We start from the raw sequence: 19273 nt of genomic DNA, 5'->3' as shown, positions 1-19273 counted from the left end.
AGTATAAAGGAGTTTATCATGCGTAATCAACAACGCGGCAAGGGTTTACCAAATTTGCCACTGCGTACAATTTGGATGTTGAGTTTTGGTTTTCTTGGCGTCCAAATGGCCTTTTCACTGCAAAGTTCGCAGATGGGTCGTATTTTTCAGACCCTCGGTGCAGATCCAACAAAACTTGGATTTTTCTTTATTTTGCCACCTTTAGCTGGTCTTTTTGTCCAACCTATTGTGGGTTATTTTTCAGATAGAACTTGGACCAAACGTTTTGGCCGACGAATGCCTTATTTATTGGTGGGTGCATTGGTGTCAGTCATTGTCATGTTTTTATTGCCCAACTCAGGTAGTTTTGGTTTTTCAACTACTGCAGGTCTCTGGTTTGGTGCCATTACAATTTTGTTTATGGACTTGAGTTCGAATGTTGCCATGCAACCATTTAAAATGGTTGTTGGAGATATGGTCAATGAAGAACAAAAATCATATGCTTATGCAATACAAAGCTTTTTATCTAATACGGGGTCTGTATTGGCTACAATTTTCCCTTTTTTACTCACGATAATCGGTGTTGCTAACACGGCAGCAAAAGGTGAAGTACCACCGTCTGTGGTGATTTCATTTTATGCTGGGGCGGTTGTCTTAGTTATCTTTTCGTTAATTGCAGTGTTTAATGTGAAAGAGTACGATGACAAAACTTATGAATTGTATCATGGTTATGCATTAAATGAACCAGAAGACGGGCAATCTGACTTCTTGACTTTGTTAAAACGTGCACCCAAAACATTCTGGCTGGTCACTGTGACACAATTTTTTAGTTGGATGGCTTTTCAATATTTATGGACTTATGGCACAGGAGCTGTCGCTGACAATGTGTTTAACGCTATTAATCCAACAAGTTCCGGCTATCAAAATGGGGGTAACTGGTTCGGTATTTTATCGGCTGTCTATGCTATCTCAGCGGTATTGTGGTCATTAGTGTTGTCTAAGATACCTGCAGGTAAAAATAAATTGGGCTACGCACTATCATTATTTTTAGGTGCTATCGGCTTTGTTTCGGTTTTCTTTATTCACTCGCAGTACGCCCTCATTGGTTCGTTTGTATTAATTGGTGTATCATGGGCGGGTATGATGGCGTATCCATTCATTATGGTCACTAATGCATTACCTGGAGACCATATGGGCACTTATTTGGGTCTGTTTAATGGATCGATTTGTTTACCACAAATCGTTGCCTCAGTTGCCAGTTTCGCAATTTTCCCAGCATTAGGGTCACATTTTCCAACCATGATTTTGGTGTCAGGTTGTTTAATGCTACTTGGCGCACTAAGTGTTGGCTTTATTAAAGAAGCCCAGCATAACATTAATTAGTTTGATATTTATTAGTAAGAAATAAAAGGGGTAGAAATAATGAAACGTATATTTGATATTGATCCTTGGTTAATTACAACGCATGAGCTTAACTCGGAAAATAAACGGTTACAAGAATCAATGACGAGTTTAGGAAATGAATATATGGGTATGCGCGGTATGTTTGAAGAAACCTACTCGGGCGACACGCATCAAGGCATTTATATTGGTGGTGTTTGGTTTCCGGATAAGACACGCGTTGGCTGGTGGAAAAATGGTTATCCAGAATATTTTGGTAAAGCCATCAACGCTTTGAATTTTGTTAAGGCTGATATTTATATTGACGACCAGAAAATTGATTTAGCGCGTAATCCTTTTTCTGATTTTGAGCTTTCTCTCGATATGAAAACAGGGGTCTTGAATCGCACATTTACCGTATTTGGCGTCCAAGTGAAAATTACACGATTGGTTTCAGCTGCGATGAAGGAACTCATGGTCAGTCATTATGAATTTATGTCGCTAGACGGTGTAGCGCATCGTGTGAGGTTTGATGCAACAATTGATGCGGATGTTACTAACGAAGATGCCAATTATGATGAGCAGTTTTGGCAAGTTTTAGCTGCTGGTCATGAACAGCAGACAGCATTTATGGCAACACAAACAATGCCCAATCCTTTCAAGGTACCGCAATTTACGGTGGTGGCACGTCAAAGTTTTCAAGGTGGCACACAACAAGCAGCACACGAAACAGAAAAAGCAGTCACAGATACTTTCAATATTGAGGTGCCAGCTAAAGGACAAGCAAGCTTTGAAAAACGCGTGATTGTGACCACTTCACGCGATTATGATGATTTAACAGCCACGATTGCAGCAAGCCAGCACTTAACTGAAACTATTCAGTCCACCACTTATCAAGAATTGTATCAAGCACACCAAGATGAATGGGCTCAAAGGTGGGCTAAAGCTGATATTCAAATTGTTGGTGACGATGCGGCTCAACAAGGCATTCGTTTTAACTTGTTCCAGCTATTCTCAACTTATTATGGTAATGACCCACGTCTTAACATTGGGCCCAAAGGTTTTACTGGTGAAAAATATGGTGGGGCAACTTATTGGGATACGGAAGCCTTTGCTATTCCGGTTTATTTAGGTGTTGCTGATCCTGCTGTAACGCGGGCGCTATTGCAATATCGATTCAATCAATTAGAAGGGGCGTTCCATAACGCAAAGATGCAGGGACTTAAGGGCGCTTTGTATCCAATGGTGACGTTTGATGGGATTGAATCACATAACGAATGGGAAATTACTTTTGAAGAAATTCACCGTAACGCAACGATTGCTTATGGCATTTACAATTATACTAATATCACTGGAGATCACTCGTGGTTTAACGGTTATGGCGCACAAGTCTTTTATAATATTGCGCGATTTTGGGCTGACCGTGTACATTACGTAACACGTCGAGATTGCTATATGATTCATGGTGTAACTGGACCTAATGAATATGAAAATAATGTCAATAATAATTTTTATACAAACTGGATGGCAAAATGGGTTTTGGGCTATGCAGTATCACACTATGATGAGATTGATAAAGCACAACAGGCAGTATTAAACATTGAATCAAAAGAGCTTGCGCACTGGCAAGACATTGTCGATAAAATGTATTTACCTGAAGCAGATATTGATTTACATGGTAAGAAGACGCACATTTTTGTCCAACATGATACCTTCCTAGACAAAGATTTAACGCCTATTGCCGACATGCCACAAACTATTCGCCCGATTAATCAACATTGGTCTTGGGATCGTATTTTACGATCACCGTACATCAAACAGTCAGATACATTGCACGCGATGTTTTATTTTCCTGATGCTTTTACGACTGAAGAAAAACAGCAGAATTTTGATTTTTATGAACCTTTGACTGTACATGAATCGTCATTGTCGCCTTCGGTTCACTCAGTTCTTGCAGCTGACTTACAAATGGCTGACAAAGCTGTTGAAATGTACGAACGTGCAGCTAGACTTGATTTAGATAATTATAATAATGACACAGCTGATGGTCTACATATTACCTCAATGACAGGCTCTTGGTTAGCTATTGTGCAAGGTTTTGCGGGTATGAGAGTGCGAGAAAATAAATTATATTTGAAACCATTTTTACCAGAAAAATGGCAACAGTATAGTTTTCGTCTAGTATTTAGAGGTCGCGTACTAGAAGTCACTGTTAATCAAAAAGAAACAACAGTGGCATTAATATCAGGCAAAAATTTAACAATTAATTTATTAGGGGCGGATGTTTTTTTGACATCTAAATAGGCCCTACCATGTAGCCATAGCAATTGAAATGCAAACATGACTTGCTAACGTCACAAAGACTTATCACGTGACATATGCAATTAAAGGAGAGTGTATATGAAGTTTGAAAATATTAAGGGTTTCGCATTTGATTTAGATGGGGTCATTGCTGACACTGCTAAATTTCATGCATTGGCTTGGCAAAAAATAGCTGAGGAAGTCGGAACAACTTGGACAACATCTTTGGCAGAGTCATTAAAAGGGGTTAGTCGCATGGCATCGTTGCAGATAATTCTTGATGCTAGTACTCGTTTACTAGCGTTATCAACGGCCGCCAAAAAAGAGCTCGCTGACAAAAAAAATCAACATTACCAGCAACTAATTGTGACACTAACACCAAAAGATATTTTGCCTGGTATGTTGAAATTTATTGATTCTGCCTATGACAATGGCTATAAAATGGCTATTGCTTCGGCATCGAAAAATGCACCACTCATTTTGTCACAACTACAGCTAACTGATTATTTTGATGGGATTGTTGATCCAACGGCCCTAAAAAATGGTAAACCAAACCCAGAAATATTTTTACGTTCAGCAGACATCATGTCATTAGATAATACACAAGTCATAGGTTTAGAAGATGCCACTGCTGGTATTACAGCGATTAACGCTGCTGGACAAACCTCACTTGGTATTGGTAACGCAACAGTTTTATCGGCAGCAAATTTAATTTATCCGTCGACGGAAAGTGTGACACTTGCCAATATTGCACATGATATGAAAAATATATGATATCAAATAAAAAGCACAGTAATATTTGTTAATTCTGTGCTTTTTATGATGCTATGATTTTTTCAACCGTGCCACCAGCTATTAATTTGGTTTCAGTAAAAAGGACAGCGCTTGGCGCTAAAGTTTGTTCGACAAGTGCGGTAATTGCTAGACTACCCATTAAATGAAAATTTTGTTGCACAGTATTAAGTGGTGGTCGTGTCAGCTGGGTTAATTCAGTTCCATCAACGCTAATAATAGAAAAATCAGTTGGGACAACAATCCCAGCATCTTTGGCACCGTTCAGTAAGCCGACACTGATAATATCTGCAGAACCGATAGCAGCAGTAAATGGTAGTGGTGTTTTAAAATGTTTGATTGCTGCTAAACCAGTCTCGTAGTTGTTTTTATCACCCCAAATAAATTCGGGATGATACGGCAGGTTATGTTTGGCCAAAGCTTCAATGAAACCTTGCCGACGCAAGCGCGCTACGATAGGATCCGGCTCGGAAGAACCAATAAGAGCGATGTCACGGTGACCCTTCTGATATAGAAAATCGACAACTTGATGCATCATAGCATAGTTATCCGACGAGATTGATGGAATTTTTGTATTTAATTGGTTAGAAATACTGATTAACTGCACATCGCTACGCGTTAACATCTCCAGCAAGGCATCTGAAGGATCAATAGCTAACATAAAAATTGCCAACACTTGTCGGGATAGCAATGACTGAACTGTCTGTAGTTGACGTACTTCATCACTTTCAATAAAGGTGACCAATAGTTCATAATTTAACTCGTGCGCTTTGGCTTGCATACCCTTAATAATTTCATCGGCAAAGTTCGTATGTTCGGTTGGTACTAAGACACCAACCACGTGGCTCTGCTTTTGTGCTAAATCAGCAGCAGACTGATTTTTTAAATATCCCATAGCTGTTGCAATGGCACGAACGCGCACTGCCGTATCAGCATTAAAACGCCCGCGATTAGTTAAAATACGCGAGACAGAAGCAGGCGAAATACCGGCTTTATTAGCAATGTCTTTTATGGTTACTTTCATATTTTATATTATAAACTAAAAAGGTTGACAGGAATAATGAAAGCGGTTACAATTTAATGCGTAAACGTTTACGCAAATTATTGTTAGTGTTCGATATAAGGCTAAAGGAAGTTAATATGACAGGTGAACAGTGGTGGCAACAAGCAGTTGTCTACCAGATTTATCCAAGAAGTTTTCAAGATAGTAATCATGACGGTATCGGTGATATACCAGGCATTATCGCACGTCTGCCTTATCTGAAGTCATTAGGCGTTCAGGTGATTTGGTTAAGTCCAATCTATGAATCCCCTAATGACGATAATGGCTATGATATTAGCGACTACTGTCGTATTTTACCAGAATTTGGCACCATGGCAGACGTCCAAGAAATGTTTTCAGTTGCACATCGTCTAGGTTTAAAAATCATGATGGACCTAGTTATTAATCATACATCTGATGAACATGCTTGGTTTAAGGCTAGTCGCCAAAGTAAAGATAATCCTTATCGACAATATTATATATGGCGTGATCCGGTCGATGGTCACGAACCGAACAATTGGCAATCAGATTTTGGTGGTTCAGCGTGGGCATTTGATGACACGACGCAACAGTACTATCTTCACCTATTTTCAAAAAAGCAGCCCGACCTAAACTGGGAAAACCCAACATTACGTCACGAAATTTATAGCATGATGACATGGTGGTTAAATCAAGGGGTTGATGGTTTTAGGATGGATGTCATTAACTTGCTATCGAAGCCAGTGCATTTCGTTGATGATCCAAATGTTACAACAGAAAATCATAGCTCATCGATGAATTTTATAGCTAATGGGCCAAAAATTCATGCGTATTTGCAGGAAATGAATCATGAAGTTTTATCAAAATATGACATTATAACAGTTGGTGAAACACCTGGTGTCACAACAAAAGATGCAATTAAATATGCTGGCACGACTGCTAATGAATTACAGATGACTTTTCAATTTGAGCATACCGAAGTCGATAATAGTCGTGAAGGTTTTGGGAAGTGGAGTGATGAGCGATTTAATTTAGTGATGCTTAAGCGCATTTTGTCAAAATGGCAAAATGATTTATATGGCAAAGCTTGGAATAGTCTGTACTGGAACAATCATGATCGCCCTAGAGTTGTTTCGCGATTTGGCAATGACTCTGACCAATATCGTGTGATATCAGCCAAAATGTTAGCGACAACGCTACATTTTATGCAAGGAACCCCTTATATTTACCAAGGTGAAGAAATTGGTATGACGAATGTCAAATGGCCAAGTATTACGCAATACAAAGATATTGATACGCGAAATGCTTACGATGATTTGGTGTTAAAACAAAAGCGCATGACACCTGACAAAATGATGTCCTATATTTACCATTCATCACGTGACAATGCGCGAACACCGATGCAATGGGATAAGACGTTAAACGCTGGTTTTACCGACGATAAGCCCTGGTTACCAGTAAATAACAATTATTCAGAAATCAATGTGTCAGCTGCATTGTCAGATAAACAATCACTTTTCTATTATTACCAAAAATTAATTCACTTAAGGCAAACAATGCCACTTATAACAACTGGCAAATATGTTGTGTTAGATATAGCGGATGACTCAGTTTATGCTTACCGTCGAATAAGCGACGATGCACAGCTCTTAGTTATTAGTAATTTTACAGAAAAGATGCAAAAGCGTCACTATGAGCGACCTGATTCTGCAACTGTGTTGATAAGTAATTATGATGATGATTTGGGCGATACTTTGCGCCCTTACGAAGCCAAGGTATATTTATTTTAAAATCTGAAGTAGTGGCCTGAATAATTGATTCAAGCGAATAAAGTCACTTCAAGAAGGAGAAGAGAATATGTTGCGTAGTACGGTTCAAAAAAGAGGCCAACTACCCATGTTGAGCAGCATGCAGCTGTTTTTGATGACATTTGGGTATGCGGGTGTGCAAGTTGCTTTCTCAGTTCAAACAGGAAACATGGGACGTATTTTCCAAACGTTGGGTTCTGACCCGACAAAGCTAGGTTTTTTCTTTATATTGCCGCCATTAGCAGGAATGATTACTCAACCAGTGATTGGTTTGTTGTCCGATAAAACATGGATTCCAAAGCTAGGAAGACGAATGCCCTATTTGATTGGGGGATGCTTAGTTTCGTTGATTGTGTTATTGTTGTTACCAAATACGGGGTCCTTTGGTTTTGGTTATGGGTCAATGACCGCCTTGTGGTTTGGGGCAGTGACAGTATTGTTCATGGACTTATCAGCTAATGTATCAATGCAACCTTTTAAAATGATTATTCCGGATATGGTTAACGCTGCGCAGACAGATCGCGCTTGGAGCTTACAAAATATTTGGGGAAGTTTAGGCGGCGTCATTGCGTTTGTGTTTCCCTTTATTCTAACTTCGATGGGTGTTGCTAACACGGCAGCACGAGGTGTTGTGCCTGATTCAGTTAAAATATCATTTTATGTTGCTGCAGCGATATTGCTATTATCAACTATTTTTACAATTATGAATGTTAAAGAGTATGATCCAGAAACATTAGCTTATTGTCATGGCTATCAAGCCAACGATAAAGTACGAGAATCATTCGGGGATATTTTAAGACATGCACCAAAAGTTTTTTGGACGTTAGGATTGGTTGAATTTTTCGTTTGGTTCGGTATTCCTTATATGTGGACTTACTCAACGGGTGCCTTGTCAGAGAATATCTGGGGGGTTAGCGATCCAGCATCAGCAGGTTATCAGGCCGCTGGTAATTGGTTTGGTATACTGCAGGCAGTTTATTCAATTGTTGCCATTATCGTTGGTATTGCATTCCAAAGGTTGAACAATCGTACGCGAAAGATGGCATACTTTTTGAGCCTCATTGCTGGTGGTATTGGCTTCATGGTGGTGGCTTATGGTCATACACATGCGTCATCACTTATCGGTTTCGTATTAATTGGTATTGGCTGGATTGCTCTAATTTCAATTCCGTTCACAATCTTAACCAATGCTTTAGATGGCAAGCATGATGGCGTATATCTCGGTTTGTTTAACTGCTTTATTTGTATTCCGCAAATTGTTGCCTCTGTGGCTAGTTTTGTTATTTTCCCAGCAGTTGGAAAATCTATGGCTCATATGTTAGCGATTGCTGGCATCTTTCTGATTATTGGTGGTTGTTTGATTTGGATTGTGAAAGAAGAAAAAACACAAGTGTATACGACAAAAAAGGAGAAATAACATGACAGAAAATATTAAGTGGTGGCAAAAAGCCGTTGTTTACCAAGTTTATCCACGCTCTTTTCAGGATGCAAACGGGGATGGTATTGGTGATTTGAAAGGGGTTGAGCAACATCTGGATTACATCGCAAAACTTGGTGCAGATGTTATCTGGCTGAATCCGGTTTATACTTCACCTGATGAGGATAACGGTTATGATATTTCAGATTATGAAGATATTAATGCAAAATTTGGCAATATGGCAGATTTTGACCGTCTACTGCAAAAAGCACACGATAAGCATATTAAAATATTGATGGATCTAGTTGTTAATCATACTTCTAATCAGCATCAATGGTTCATCGAAAGTCGCAAGTCAAAGGATAACCCTAAACGTGACTTTTACATCTGGCGCGATCCAGTTGCGGGGCATGAACCGAATAACTGGGGATCATTTTTCTCAGGGCCAGCTTGGCAATACGATGACGCAACTGGTCAATACTACTTACACTTATTTGCGGAAGGACAACCCGATTTGAATTGGGTTAATCCGGAAGTACGACAAGCGGTATTTGATATGATGAATTTTTGGGTTGATAAGGGTATTGATGGCTTCAGAATGGATGTTATTTCATTGATTTCAAAGCCAGACGGTTTACCGGATGGTCAAGTGCCGACAGGTGGGGTGTATGGTAATGCCGATAAGGCTGTTGCTAATGGGCCACATGTTCATGACTATTTGAAAGAGATGCGTGACAAGGTGTTAAACCGTGCAGACATGATGACGGTGGGTGAAGCGTCTGGTGTTGACATACAAAATGCTATTCAATATGCCAACCAAGATACATCAGAATTAAATATGGTCTTTCAGTTTGAACATATGGGACTTGATAACAATCCTAACCCTGCTTTAGGAAAGTGGTATGATCAAAAAGTGTCACTAACGGCATTGAAAGAAAATCTCTCTAAATGGCAAAATAAACTTGCTGGTAAAGCATGGAATTCACTTTACTGGGATAACCATGACCAACCACGTGCTGTTAGTCGCTATGGAAATGACACACCAGCTTATCGTGTCATTTCAGCTAAAATGGTTGCGACACTATTGCACTTCATGCAAGGCACACCGTACATTTACCAAGGTGAAGAAATTGGGATGACGAATGCCTATAACTTAAAACGGGAAGATTTTGATGATATTGAAATTAAAAATGCCTTTAAATATTTGATTGACAAAGACAATTTGTTAGACGAAGAAACGATGCTACGTTATGTTCATGCTAAAGGTCGCGACAATGCTCGTACACCAATGCAATGGAATAATAGCGATAATGCGGGCTTTACAACGGGACAACCTTGGCTTAAATTGAACGATAATTATCAAACAATTAATGTGGCAGATGCGCTCGCAGATCCAAAATCAGTCTTTTACTATTATCAGAAATTAATTCAGTTACGGCATGATTTACCAATCATGACAACAGGCAAATACCAGTTATTAGATCCTGAAGACAACGACGTTTATGCTTATCGTCGGATTGGTCAGGGTGAGCAATTATTAGTGATTAACAATTTTACTGATCAAGTATTGACAAGAAACTATAGTGTGCCTGATGATGCTAGGTTGTTAATTGGTAACTATGATGACGATGAAGGTCAAACGTTACGACCTTATGAAGCAAAGGTATACCAATTCTAAGCATAATTTGTGATAAAATCTTGACTTTCTAATAGGGAACATATATGATTAAAATATATATTGAAGCCGATGAATTGGAAAAATCATAGTTTGGACAGATAGAAATTTTGCGGACGATGGAAGCAAAACAACAACTTGGTTTGTGACACCTTGGAGGTCGCTGTTGTATAAGACAGTGCGTGGTTGCGCGATAAGCAGTCTAAGTAATGCGTAAGCATTAACATACAAGGTGGTACCGTGCAAAAGCGCCCTTAGTAACAGATGTTACTAAGGGCGCTTTTTAGGCTTGTAATGATAATAAAGGAGAATCTGTTGTCATTGAAACAGGTGTTTCAATGACAGTAGTTAAATAAAAATGGCAAAACCAACTTTTCAAAAACCAAAAGGAACGGCTGACTTGTTACCCGAACAAACGGCACAATGGCAACATATTGAAAGCATCGCGCGGTTGTTATTTGGTGATTATAACTTTAGAGAAATTAGAACGCCATTATTTGAAAATTTTGACGTCTTTTCCCGGTCAGCCGGAGATACATCCGATGTTGTAACTAAAGAAATGTATGATTTTCATGATAAAGGCAATCGTCACATTGCTTTACGCCCTGAAGGCACGGCAGGGGTAGTGCGCGCCTATGTTGAAAATAAACTGTATGGTCCAGAGTTTGATAAGCCCTACAAGGCCTTTTACATTGGGCCAATGTTTCGTTATGAACGACCACAAGCCGGTCGTTTTCGTCAATTCCATCAAATTGGTGTCGAGGCATTTGGTGCGACGGCACCTGCTCTAGATGTTGAAATTATTGCCATGGCGGTCGACTTCTTTCAAACATTAGGCTTAAAAAATTTAAAGGTAGCAATTAACACACTAGGTGACCAAGCTTCTCGAGAAGCTTACCGAAAAGCACTTATTGCTTACTTGAAACCACACTTTGATGAATTATCGCCAGACTCACAAGCACGATTAGAAAAGAATCCATTACGTGTTTTGGACTCAAAAGACCCGCGTGATCAAGTATTTGTTGAAGATGCGCCTTCTATTCTAGATTTTCTTTCTGATGATTCGAGTCAACATTGGCAAACGGTTCAAGAACTACTGACAGCACTTGATATTACTTTTGAAGTTGACTCGACTATGGTGCGCGGGCTAGATTACTATAATGATACGATTTTTGAGATTATGACAGTTGATGATAGCTTGAAAGGCGCAGCCACAATTGCTGGCGGTGGTCGTTATTCAGGTTTGGTAGCTGAATTTGGTGGGCCAGAAACACCTGGTGTTGGCTTTGGTATTGGCGTTGAGCGCTTAATTAGTTTGCTTGCAGCACAGGGCGTTGCACCTGTAAAAGATGATGGTTTAGATTTTTATGTTGTCAATATTGGGACATCAACAAATGTCGTTGCAACGCAGATTGTACAAGCCATTCGTTCATTTGGCTATGTTGCTGAACGTGATTATCTCGGACGATCTGCCAAGTCACAATTCAAATCGGCCGATCGCCACCATAGTCGTTATGTGGTGACTGTAGGAGAGACTGAGTTAGCAAATCACGTTGCTAATATTAAAAATATGGCAACAGGCATGCAGCAGACTGTGAAATTAGCCGATTTATATACCGATTTACCAACAATTATTGATTCACAAGGAGATGAAGCACAATGAAAAGAACAACATATGCTGGATTAGTTGACGAAAAATATCTTAACCAAACGGTTACCCTGTCGGGTTGGGTTCAGAAACGTCGTGATTTTGGCGATTTGATTTTCGTTGACTTACGTGATCGTGAAGGTATTGTACAATTGACGTTTAATGCGACACATGCTGAGGCGCTTGCAGTCGCTGAGAATATGCGTAATGAGTATGTTATATCGGTTACAGGTCAAGTGGTGCGGCGTGAAGTAAGTCAAATTAATAACAAAATTCATTCAGGTCAAATTGAAATTGATGTCATTGAGGCAGAAATTTTAGCAACGTCAAAAACACCACCATTTTATATTGAAGATAATGTCAATGCTAATGAAGAGCTGAAGTTACAGTATCGTTATTTAGATTTGCGTCGTCCGGAAATGCAAAAGAATTTGCGTATTCGTTCAAAAATCATGTCTAGTGCCATGAACTTCATGGATCAAAATGACTTCATTAATATTGAAACGCCTATTTTAGCCAAATCAACCCCGGAAGGGGCACGTGATTATTTAGTGCCATCACGTATTTTCCCTGGTTCATTTTACGCTTTGCCACAATCACCGCAGCTGTTCAAGCAATTGTTGATGGGTTCTGGCTTCGATCGTTACTTCCAAATTGCCCGTGCTTTCCGTGATGAAGATTTACGTGGCGATCGTCAACCAGAATTTACGCAAATGGATGTCGAGACATCATTTATGTCAGCAGAAGAAATTCGTGAATTAGTCAATGCATGGGTTAAGGCTATGATGTCTGATGTCGTTAATTTTGATTTAGATACAACAAAGATTCCAACATTAACTTGGCAAGAATCAATGGATCGTTTTGGAACAGATAAACCAGATTTGCGTATTGCTTATGAATTAAAAGACGTTTCAGAAACTGTCAAATCATCTGAATTTGGTGTGTTTGCTAAAGCTGTCGAAGCCGGTGGTGTTGTGAAAGCGATTGCTGTACCGGGTGGCGCAGAAAACTATTCTCGCAAAGACATCGACAAAATGGCGCAATACATTGAACGCTTCGGCGCTAAAGGCCTGGCCTGGCTTAAAGTAACCGATGAAGGTATTTCAGGACCTATTGCAAAGTTTTTCCCTAATCATGCAGCATTATTACAGGTTACCGGTGCAAAGCCAGGCGACTTACTGCTATTTGGTGCTGGTCGAAACGATATTGTTGCGGCAACCTTAGATTACTTACGTCGTCAAACCGCTAAAGATTTGAATTTGATTGATATGACAAATCCATGGGCATTTGCTTGGATTGTAGATTGGCCATTATTTGAATATTCTGAAGATTTTGATCGTTGGATTGCTGCGCATCATCCATTTACAATGCCAAATGAAGAAGATTTGCATTATCTTGACGATGGTGAGGATCCACATCAAGCTCATGCACAAAGTTATGATTTAGTATTAAATGGTTACGAACTTGGTTCTGGTTCAATCCGTATTCATCGCATGGATATACAAGAAAAAATGCTCAAAGCACTTGGATTTACACCGGAAGCTGCTCATGAAGCATTTGGGTTCTTGCTTGAAGGTATGACGTTTGGGTTCCCACCAATGGGCGGTATTGCACTTGGTTTGGACCGATTAGCCATGTTATTGGCAGGCCAAGAAAATATTCGTGAAGTGATTGCCTTCCCAAAGAATTCTCGTGCCACAGAACCAATGACGCAAGCACCAACCCGTGTTGACCACAAACAATTAAATGATTTGGGATTGTTTGTATCAGACGTTGAATAGTTTCTAATAATTGTGGTAGGACTTTAGTTCTGCCTGTGATATAGTGAGTATATAGACAAGAGGGATGTACGTGAACGTACGAAAATAATGCAAAAATTTTTTCACAACTTTATGAAGAACCAATATGCGGGTCGACTTGGCGGCGCAATCTTTTATGGCGTTATTGTCGCCTTCGCTATGAATTATTTTTGGCGACCGGGTCATATTTATTCATCTGGATTTACAGGATTTGCCCAGTTAGTGTCGACCTTATCAGGGGGCAGAGTACCTGTTGCGTTAGCACTGGCACTTGTCAATCTACCGATGTTGGTCATTGCATGGGTGAAGCTTTCTTGGCGATTTGCGACATTTACAACGTTAGCCGTGTTGCTTAGTGCGGCGTTGATGCCAGTATTTGATACAACGCGTATACTAACGCCTGACCCGTTAATTAACGCGATGTTTGGTGGCGCCTTAAACGGTATGGCCGTTGGTACCGCATTACGTTATGGTGTGGGAACTGGCGGATTAGATGTGATTGGCATTTTGGTTAAGAAAAAGTTTGGCTTCAAGATGGGACCTGTTAATCTTGGTGTGAACGCGCTAATCATGATAGGTGCTGGTTTGACTTATGGTTGGAAGTACGCTTTGTATTCCATTGTTGGTGTGATTATCAGTTCACGTATGATTGATGCTTTTTATACTAGACAACAGCAAATGCAGGTTATGATTATCACAACAAAACCTGATCAAATGGTCCAAGGTATCTATGATAAAATGCGGCGTGGTGTCACAATCATTAACGACGCGCGCGGTGGTTATACGGGTGAAGGGCGTTATGTTTTGCTTACTGTTATTACCCAGCAAGAACGTTATGAACTACGTGAGGCGATTAAATCTGTTGATGAAAAAGCATTTTCTTCGACATGGAAAATTGAACACACAGTTGGTCGATTTTATGAGCCGGAGCTATAAAAAAAGCAGAATCTGATGATTCTGCTTTTTTATTACTTACGATTTTCCAGCAAATTTTCTATGCGCTAATGTACCAAAAATCAAGGTGAAAATAATTGCGCCGATGGCTGGCATTCTTGAGTCGGATTGGAAAAAGAGGCTCACATAAATAGCAGCGAAGAATAATAAAGTGAGCGGGCTCGTTAATGAATAAGCGGGCATGGTAAAGCCATTAGGTAGGTAGTCAGATGATGCGCGGAATTTTCGGTGTGCATACATCGTCATTGCGTAGACAATAATATACATGTTTGAAGAGACGGCGGTAATGAAGCTAAATGATGATGTGATTTGGGGAATGGCGTTGATGACTGGAGACAATAAAACTAAAGTGGCAGTCAGCAAAATTGCATTTGCAGGCACACCGTGTTTAGAAATTTTTTCAAATCTTGACATCACAGGAATATGCGATTCTTGTGCTAATTGATAGAAGTGTCGTCCCGCAGAATAGATAGCAGAATTTAAAGCAGAAGCAGCTGAGGTCAATACGACAAAGTTAATTACAGCGGCGGCGGCCTTGAAACCAGCCAATTGAAAGACCATAACAAAGGGACTTTGTTCAGGCGTTTTGGCAATAACATGCCAGTCAATAATGGACATAATAATCGTCATAGCACCAAGATAGAAGATTAAAATACGTAAAATAATTGTATTGATTGCACGCGGTAACACGCCGCGAGGGTTTTCTGTTTCTGCGGTTGTAATACCAACGAACTCCATTCCTTGAAAGGCAAAGAATACCATTGGGAAAGCAGCGAAAAACATAGCAGGGCCATTTGGAAATAATGAAAAATGATGCGTAATATTGCCAAATGATGCAACCGTATTACCACCCGACGCAGGGGCTTTAAATCCAGTAAAAATTAGGAAGAGACCAGTAACAATCATAGCGATAATAGCAATAATTTTAATCATGGCAAACCAATATTCGGTTTCTCCAAAAACTTTAACAGCAACCAAATTCACCAGTGTCAGAATAGCTAAAAAGAAAATTTGGATTAACCATGTTTGCCATGTCGGAAACCAGAATTTAACATAAGTTGAAACAGCTGTAAGCTCGGCCATGGCAACGAATGTCAGACCAATCCAATAAGACCAGCCCGCAAAGTAGCCAGCACCTGGACTGACGTATTTACTGATGAAGGCAACGAAAGTGTGTTGAGAAGGATCAGCATACAACATTTCGCCAATACCACGCATCATCAGAAAGAAAAATAGACCTAAAATAGCATAAACAATTAAAATTGAAGGTCCTGTCTTGGCGATTGAGTTACCTGCACCAAGAAATAAGCCAGTGCCAATTGTGCCACCTATGGCAATCATTTGCACATGTTTCTTTTTTAATCCACGTTTTGTGCCGTCTGCGTTGATTGCTAAATCTGAATATTCAATCATAAAAAGCCCTCCGTCATAAAGCATATGATATCGTGTTGTTTAACAATATTAACATGACATAGTCTCTTGAAGTGTCTAAAGTTAACAATTTATTAATTCGTTTTTGTTAAATCTGCACAATCACAATAGCATCAAAGCCAATCTAATATCTAGCAGCACATCGGGCATTTCTAAATCGACCCCGAGTATATCACTAACACGTTTAAGTCGATAAGTTATTGTATTGCGGTGTACAAATAAGGTTTTGGCAACCGCAGTGACATTTTGGTGTAAAAAAATATATGTCTTCAAGGTATCAAGCAATTCAGAATTACTAAGAATAGGGCCTAGTGTTTGCTCGATAAATGTTTGCGATTCTTGCTCTGGGAGGAGATGTAACAATTCTTCGGCACTTTTTGGACGGAAGCGCATGATTGGCTGTTGTATAGAAGTTAGTTTTAATGCATGATTGGCTTGACTGTATAACTCGGCTAAATTATGAATTGATTCAGATATTCTAGAAAAGCCTATTCGTAGCGGGTGATGCAAAGTTTGCTGCGCAGACAAAAAATGACGTAAAGCTGTCAAAAATTCTTGTGGTGCAATGGTTTCATGCATGAGTAAAACAAGTTGTTGACGATGTGAGAAAGTTAAAACGTGCCAATGAAATTCTTGTATAAACCAACGTGTTAATTGTTGACGAATATCGAGTTGATGAGATTCAATAATTTTTTCTTTTTCCGCAAAGTCGACAATTGCGACACGAAAATGCTGTTTACTATCAATTTTTGCTTCATACAAATAATTGTCAATGGCTTCAGTGTTAAGACCACCCTGCATCACATTTAAAAAGAACCCAGAACGATTACGAAATGCAGTTTCGTTTAATAAGTCTGTCCGTGAATTAGCTAAGCCAAGTGTGTTCATGACTTGTTGTCGTTTAAGAATTTGAAAGCTAGAAGGTTCATCCTCGTTCACTACAAAGGCAGCAAAAGCTTTATTTTCATTCAATGCTGAAAAAATGGGTAAGATATCAATCGCGCGGTGGTTAAAAGTGACACGTGTAGGTGTAGTTAAGTTAAGATAATCAATTTTAGAGTCATGGCGTAAAAAGTGTGTTAAAAATTCACGTTGCGCAACCCATTCACTGCTGGCGTACAGTGCGGTAAAGTGAGCATTAAGTAGGGCCAATGATGTATCTAAAATATGTGCACTTTGGTCTAGTAAATGTTGGTACGTAATGTTTTGTGCGTTTAGATCAGATAATTGTTGATTAATTGAGATAATTTGTTTGAGCTCGGTGTTTTGTGTTGCCAATATAACGGCGGTAAGACGTTTTACAGTAAGCGACAAAAAATCACTTGCAGGTGTCCACAATATTGGTATATTGAGTTCATCAGCTAACTTCAGAATATTGGCTGGTATCGTTGTCATATAACGGCCTTTTTTAATCGCAATACCACTCGCGTTATTTTTGGCCATACCAATTATGAGGTCTCGTAAAAGCGATGGTTGCTGTTGAAAATGGTAACCAGAAGTTACCAATAATTGACCGTCAAATAAGAAGTCCGTAATGTCTGGGGCATCAATCATGCCGACCTGAGAAACATCTCGTGTTAGTCCGTCAAAGCCAGCAACAACTCTGATATTGGCTAAGACCTTGTGATTGAGCATCTCATTTAATTTCATATTCTCACCTCACATTAGTTTTTTCTTATTCTACTCTTATTATCCAATGTGCACAAATTTAATCAGTTTATGCTGCACTTTGCATGACACTCTGCTTTTCATAAGCGAATAAGTTGCGCTATAATGATTAAAAGGAGTGTACCTTATGCGAACTGAAAAGAAGATTATAAGTAATGTATTAAAGGGTTCTTTGGGTAATCTCATTGAATGGTTTGATTGGTATGTTTATGCCTCATTTGCCGTTTATTTTGCACCATCGTTTTTCCCAGCACATGATAAAACGGCAGAGCTATTGAGCACGGCAGCAGTCTTTGCCATTGGTTTTTTGATGCGACCTTTAGGCAGTTTAATTCTAGGTAAATATGCTGATCAACATGGCCGTCGAGCGGCTTTAACCTTATCAGTTTTGATTATGGCTGCTGGGTCATTTGTGATTGCTATTACGCCTAGCTATGCCAAAATCGGTATTCTCGCACCAATTATTTTGGTGTTAGCGCGATTATTCCAAGGTTTATCCTTGGGTGGTGAGTATGGCACCTCAGCGACTTATTTGTCAGAAATGGCTAGCCCAGGACATCGCGGTTTTTATGCGTCGTTTCAATATGTCACTCTAATTAGTGGGCAGTTAATTGCCTTAGGGGTTCAGATTGTGTTGCAAATGACCTTATCTGAAAGCACTTTGCTACAGTGGGGCTGGCGTATACCTTTTGTAATTGGTGCGTTGGGTGCTATTATTGTGTTATTTCTTCGTCTTAGTATGGAAGAATCAGATCAATTTACCGCACAAGAAAACCATGATAAAGGGCAGTTGCGGGCATTGCTACGCTACCCTAAAGCTGTGCTGACAGTTGTTGGTCTAACATTGGGGGGAACCATTGCGTTTTATACGTATACGACTTATCTTCAAAAATTTATGATTAACACTGTGGGATTGCCTAAACAAGAGGTCACTTGGATTAACTTTGCAGCATTATTTATCTTTATGATGATACAGCCTATTGCCGGAGCGTTATCAGATAAAATTGGTCGTAAACCTTTATTATTCTGGTTTGGTGGCCTCGGCACGCTCTTCACGATTCCTATTTTTACTGCATTATCACACACAAAAAATGGCTGGGTTGCTTTTGGCTTGATGTTAGCTGGGCTTGTGATTGTTAGTGGTTACACATCAATTAATGCCATTGTCAAAGCAGAGATGTTTCCAACAGAAATTAGGGCATTGGGTGTTGGCTTACCTTATGGATTAACAGTTGCCATATTTGGCGGAACTGTTGAATATCTTGCTTTATATTTAAAGAAAATTCAGCATGAATCTTTGTTTTTTGTTTACGTAACAGTGGTTATTGCGATTAGTTTAATTGTTTATTGGCGAATGTCTGACACAAAGCATACATCCACCTTAGATGCACGATAGATTG

13 protein-coding genes are annotated in these 19273 nt (G+C 39.5%); 10 read left to right on the top strand and 3 right to left on the bottom strand.

The window, feature by feature from the left end; genetic code table 11:
- The first annotated feature begins 18 nt into the window (after positions 1-18).
- From FGL72_RS05085 to pgmB, 3 genes are all read left to right on the top strand, one after another.
- Positions 19-1362, top strand: coding sequence for an SLC45 family MFS transporter (locus FGL72_RS05085; protein WP_085698937.1), 1344 nt, complete (start codon positions 19-21; stop codon positions 1360-1362).
- Positions 1363-1401: 39 nt separating this feature from the next.
- Positions 1402-3663: a glycoside hydrolase family 65 protein gene (locus FGL72_RS05080; protein ID WP_004907225.1), complete on the top strand. Its 2262-nt coding sequence runs from the start codon at positions 1402-1404 to the stop codon at positions 3661-3663.
- Positions 3664-3759: 96 nt separating this feature from the next.
- Positions 3760-4434 carry a beta-phosphoglucomutase gene (gene pgmB, locus FGL72_RS05075; protein ID WP_004907223.1) on the top strand — a complete coding sequence of 225 codons (675 nt, stop codon included), beginning with the start codon at positions 3760-3762 and terminating at the stop codon, positions 4432-4434.
- A 43-nt stretch (positions 4435-4477) separates the two neighbouring features.
- Here pgmB and FGL72_RS05070 read toward each other — a convergent pair whose 3' ends face one another.
- A complete protein-coding gene (locus FGL72_RS05070; RefSeq protein ID WP_004907221.1) occupies positions 4478-5476 on the bottom strand; it encodes a LacI family DNA-binding transcriptional regulator in 999 nt (332 codons plus the stop codon).
- A 116-nt stretch (positions 5477-5592) separates the two neighbouring features.
- Here FGL72_RS05070 and FGL72_RS05065 point away from each other — a divergent pair, with 116 nt between their 5' ends.
- The 6 genes from FGL72_RS05065 (at position 5593) to FGL72_RS05040 (ending at position 14756) form a co-directional block, all read left to right on the top strand.
- Positions 5593-7263, top strand: coding sequence for a glycoside hydrolase family 13 protein (locus tag FGL72_RS05065; protein ID WP_085698938.1), 1671 nt, complete (start codon positions 5593-5595; stop codon positions 7261-7263).
- A gap of 67 nt (positions 7264-7330) precedes the next feature.
- Positions 7331-8698, top strand: a complete 1368-nt coding sequence (locus FGL72_RS05060) for an MFS transporter (protein ID WP_004907216.1) — start codon at positions 7331-7333, stop codon at positions 8696-8698.
- Position 8699: 1 nt separating this feature from the next.
- Positions 8700-10376, top strand: coding sequence for a glycoside hydrolase family 13 protein (locus tag FGL72_RS05055; RefSeq protein ID WP_004907215.1), 1677 nt, complete (start codon positions 8700-8702; stop codon positions 10374-10376).
- Between the two features lie 355 nt (positions 10377-10731).
- Positions 10732-12036: a histidine--tRNA ligase gene (gene hisS / locus FGL72_RS05050; RefSeq protein ID WP_004904074.1), complete on the top strand. Its 1305-nt coding sequence runs from the start codon at positions 10732-10734 to the stop codon at positions 12034-12036.
- Positions 12033-13802, top strand: a complete 1770-nt coding sequence (gene aspS / locus FGL72_RS05045) for an aspartate--tRNA ligase (protein ID WP_085698940.1) — start codon at positions 12033-12035, stop codon at positions 13800-13802. Before hisS ends, aspS begins: the two co-directional genes overlap by 4 nt.
- Before the next feature lie 87 nt (positions 13803-13889).
- A complete protein-coding gene (locus tag FGL72_RS05040; RefSeq protein WP_004904072.1) occupies positions 13890-14756 on the top strand; it encodes a YitT family protein in 867 nt (288 codons plus the stop codon).
- 36 nt (positions 14757-14792) lie between these two features.
- Here the strand turns inward: FGL72_RS05040 and FGL72_RS05035 are convergent, their stop codons facing one another.
- Together FGL72_RS05035 and FGL72_RS05030 are read right to left on the bottom strand one after the other, a co-directional pair.
- Positions 14793-16187 (bottom strand): amino acid permease, encoded by a 1395-nt coding sequence (locus FGL72_RS05035; RefSeq protein WP_004904071.1) that lies wholly within the window; start codon positions 16185-16187, stop codon positions 14793-14795.
- A gap of 120 nt (positions 16188-16307) precedes the next feature.
- Positions 16308-17855 (bottom strand): PucR family transcriptional regulator, encoded by a 1548-nt coding sequence (locus tag FGL72_RS05030; protein ID WP_004907208.1) that lies wholly within the window; start codon positions 17853-17855, stop codon positions 16308-16310.
- Positions 17856-18000: 145 nt separating this feature from the next.
- Here FGL72_RS05030 and FGL72_RS05025 point away from each other — a divergent pair, with 145 nt between their 5' ends.
- Positions 18001-19269 (top strand): MFS transporter, encoded by a 1269-nt coding sequence (locus tag FGL72_RS05025; protein WP_004899904.1) that lies wholly within the window; start codon positions 18001-18003, stop codon positions 19267-19269.
- The last annotated feature ends 4 nt before the right edge of the window (positions 19270-19273 follow it).

This window comes from Leuconostoc citreum, assembly GCF_007954785.1.
Lineage (GTDB): Bacteria > Bacillota > Bacilli > Lactobacillales > Lactobacillaceae > Leuconostoc > Leuconostoc citreum.
The sequence above is the reverse complement of the archived record's forward strand: the minus strand, read 5'-3'. Positions and strand labels throughout refer to the sequence as shown.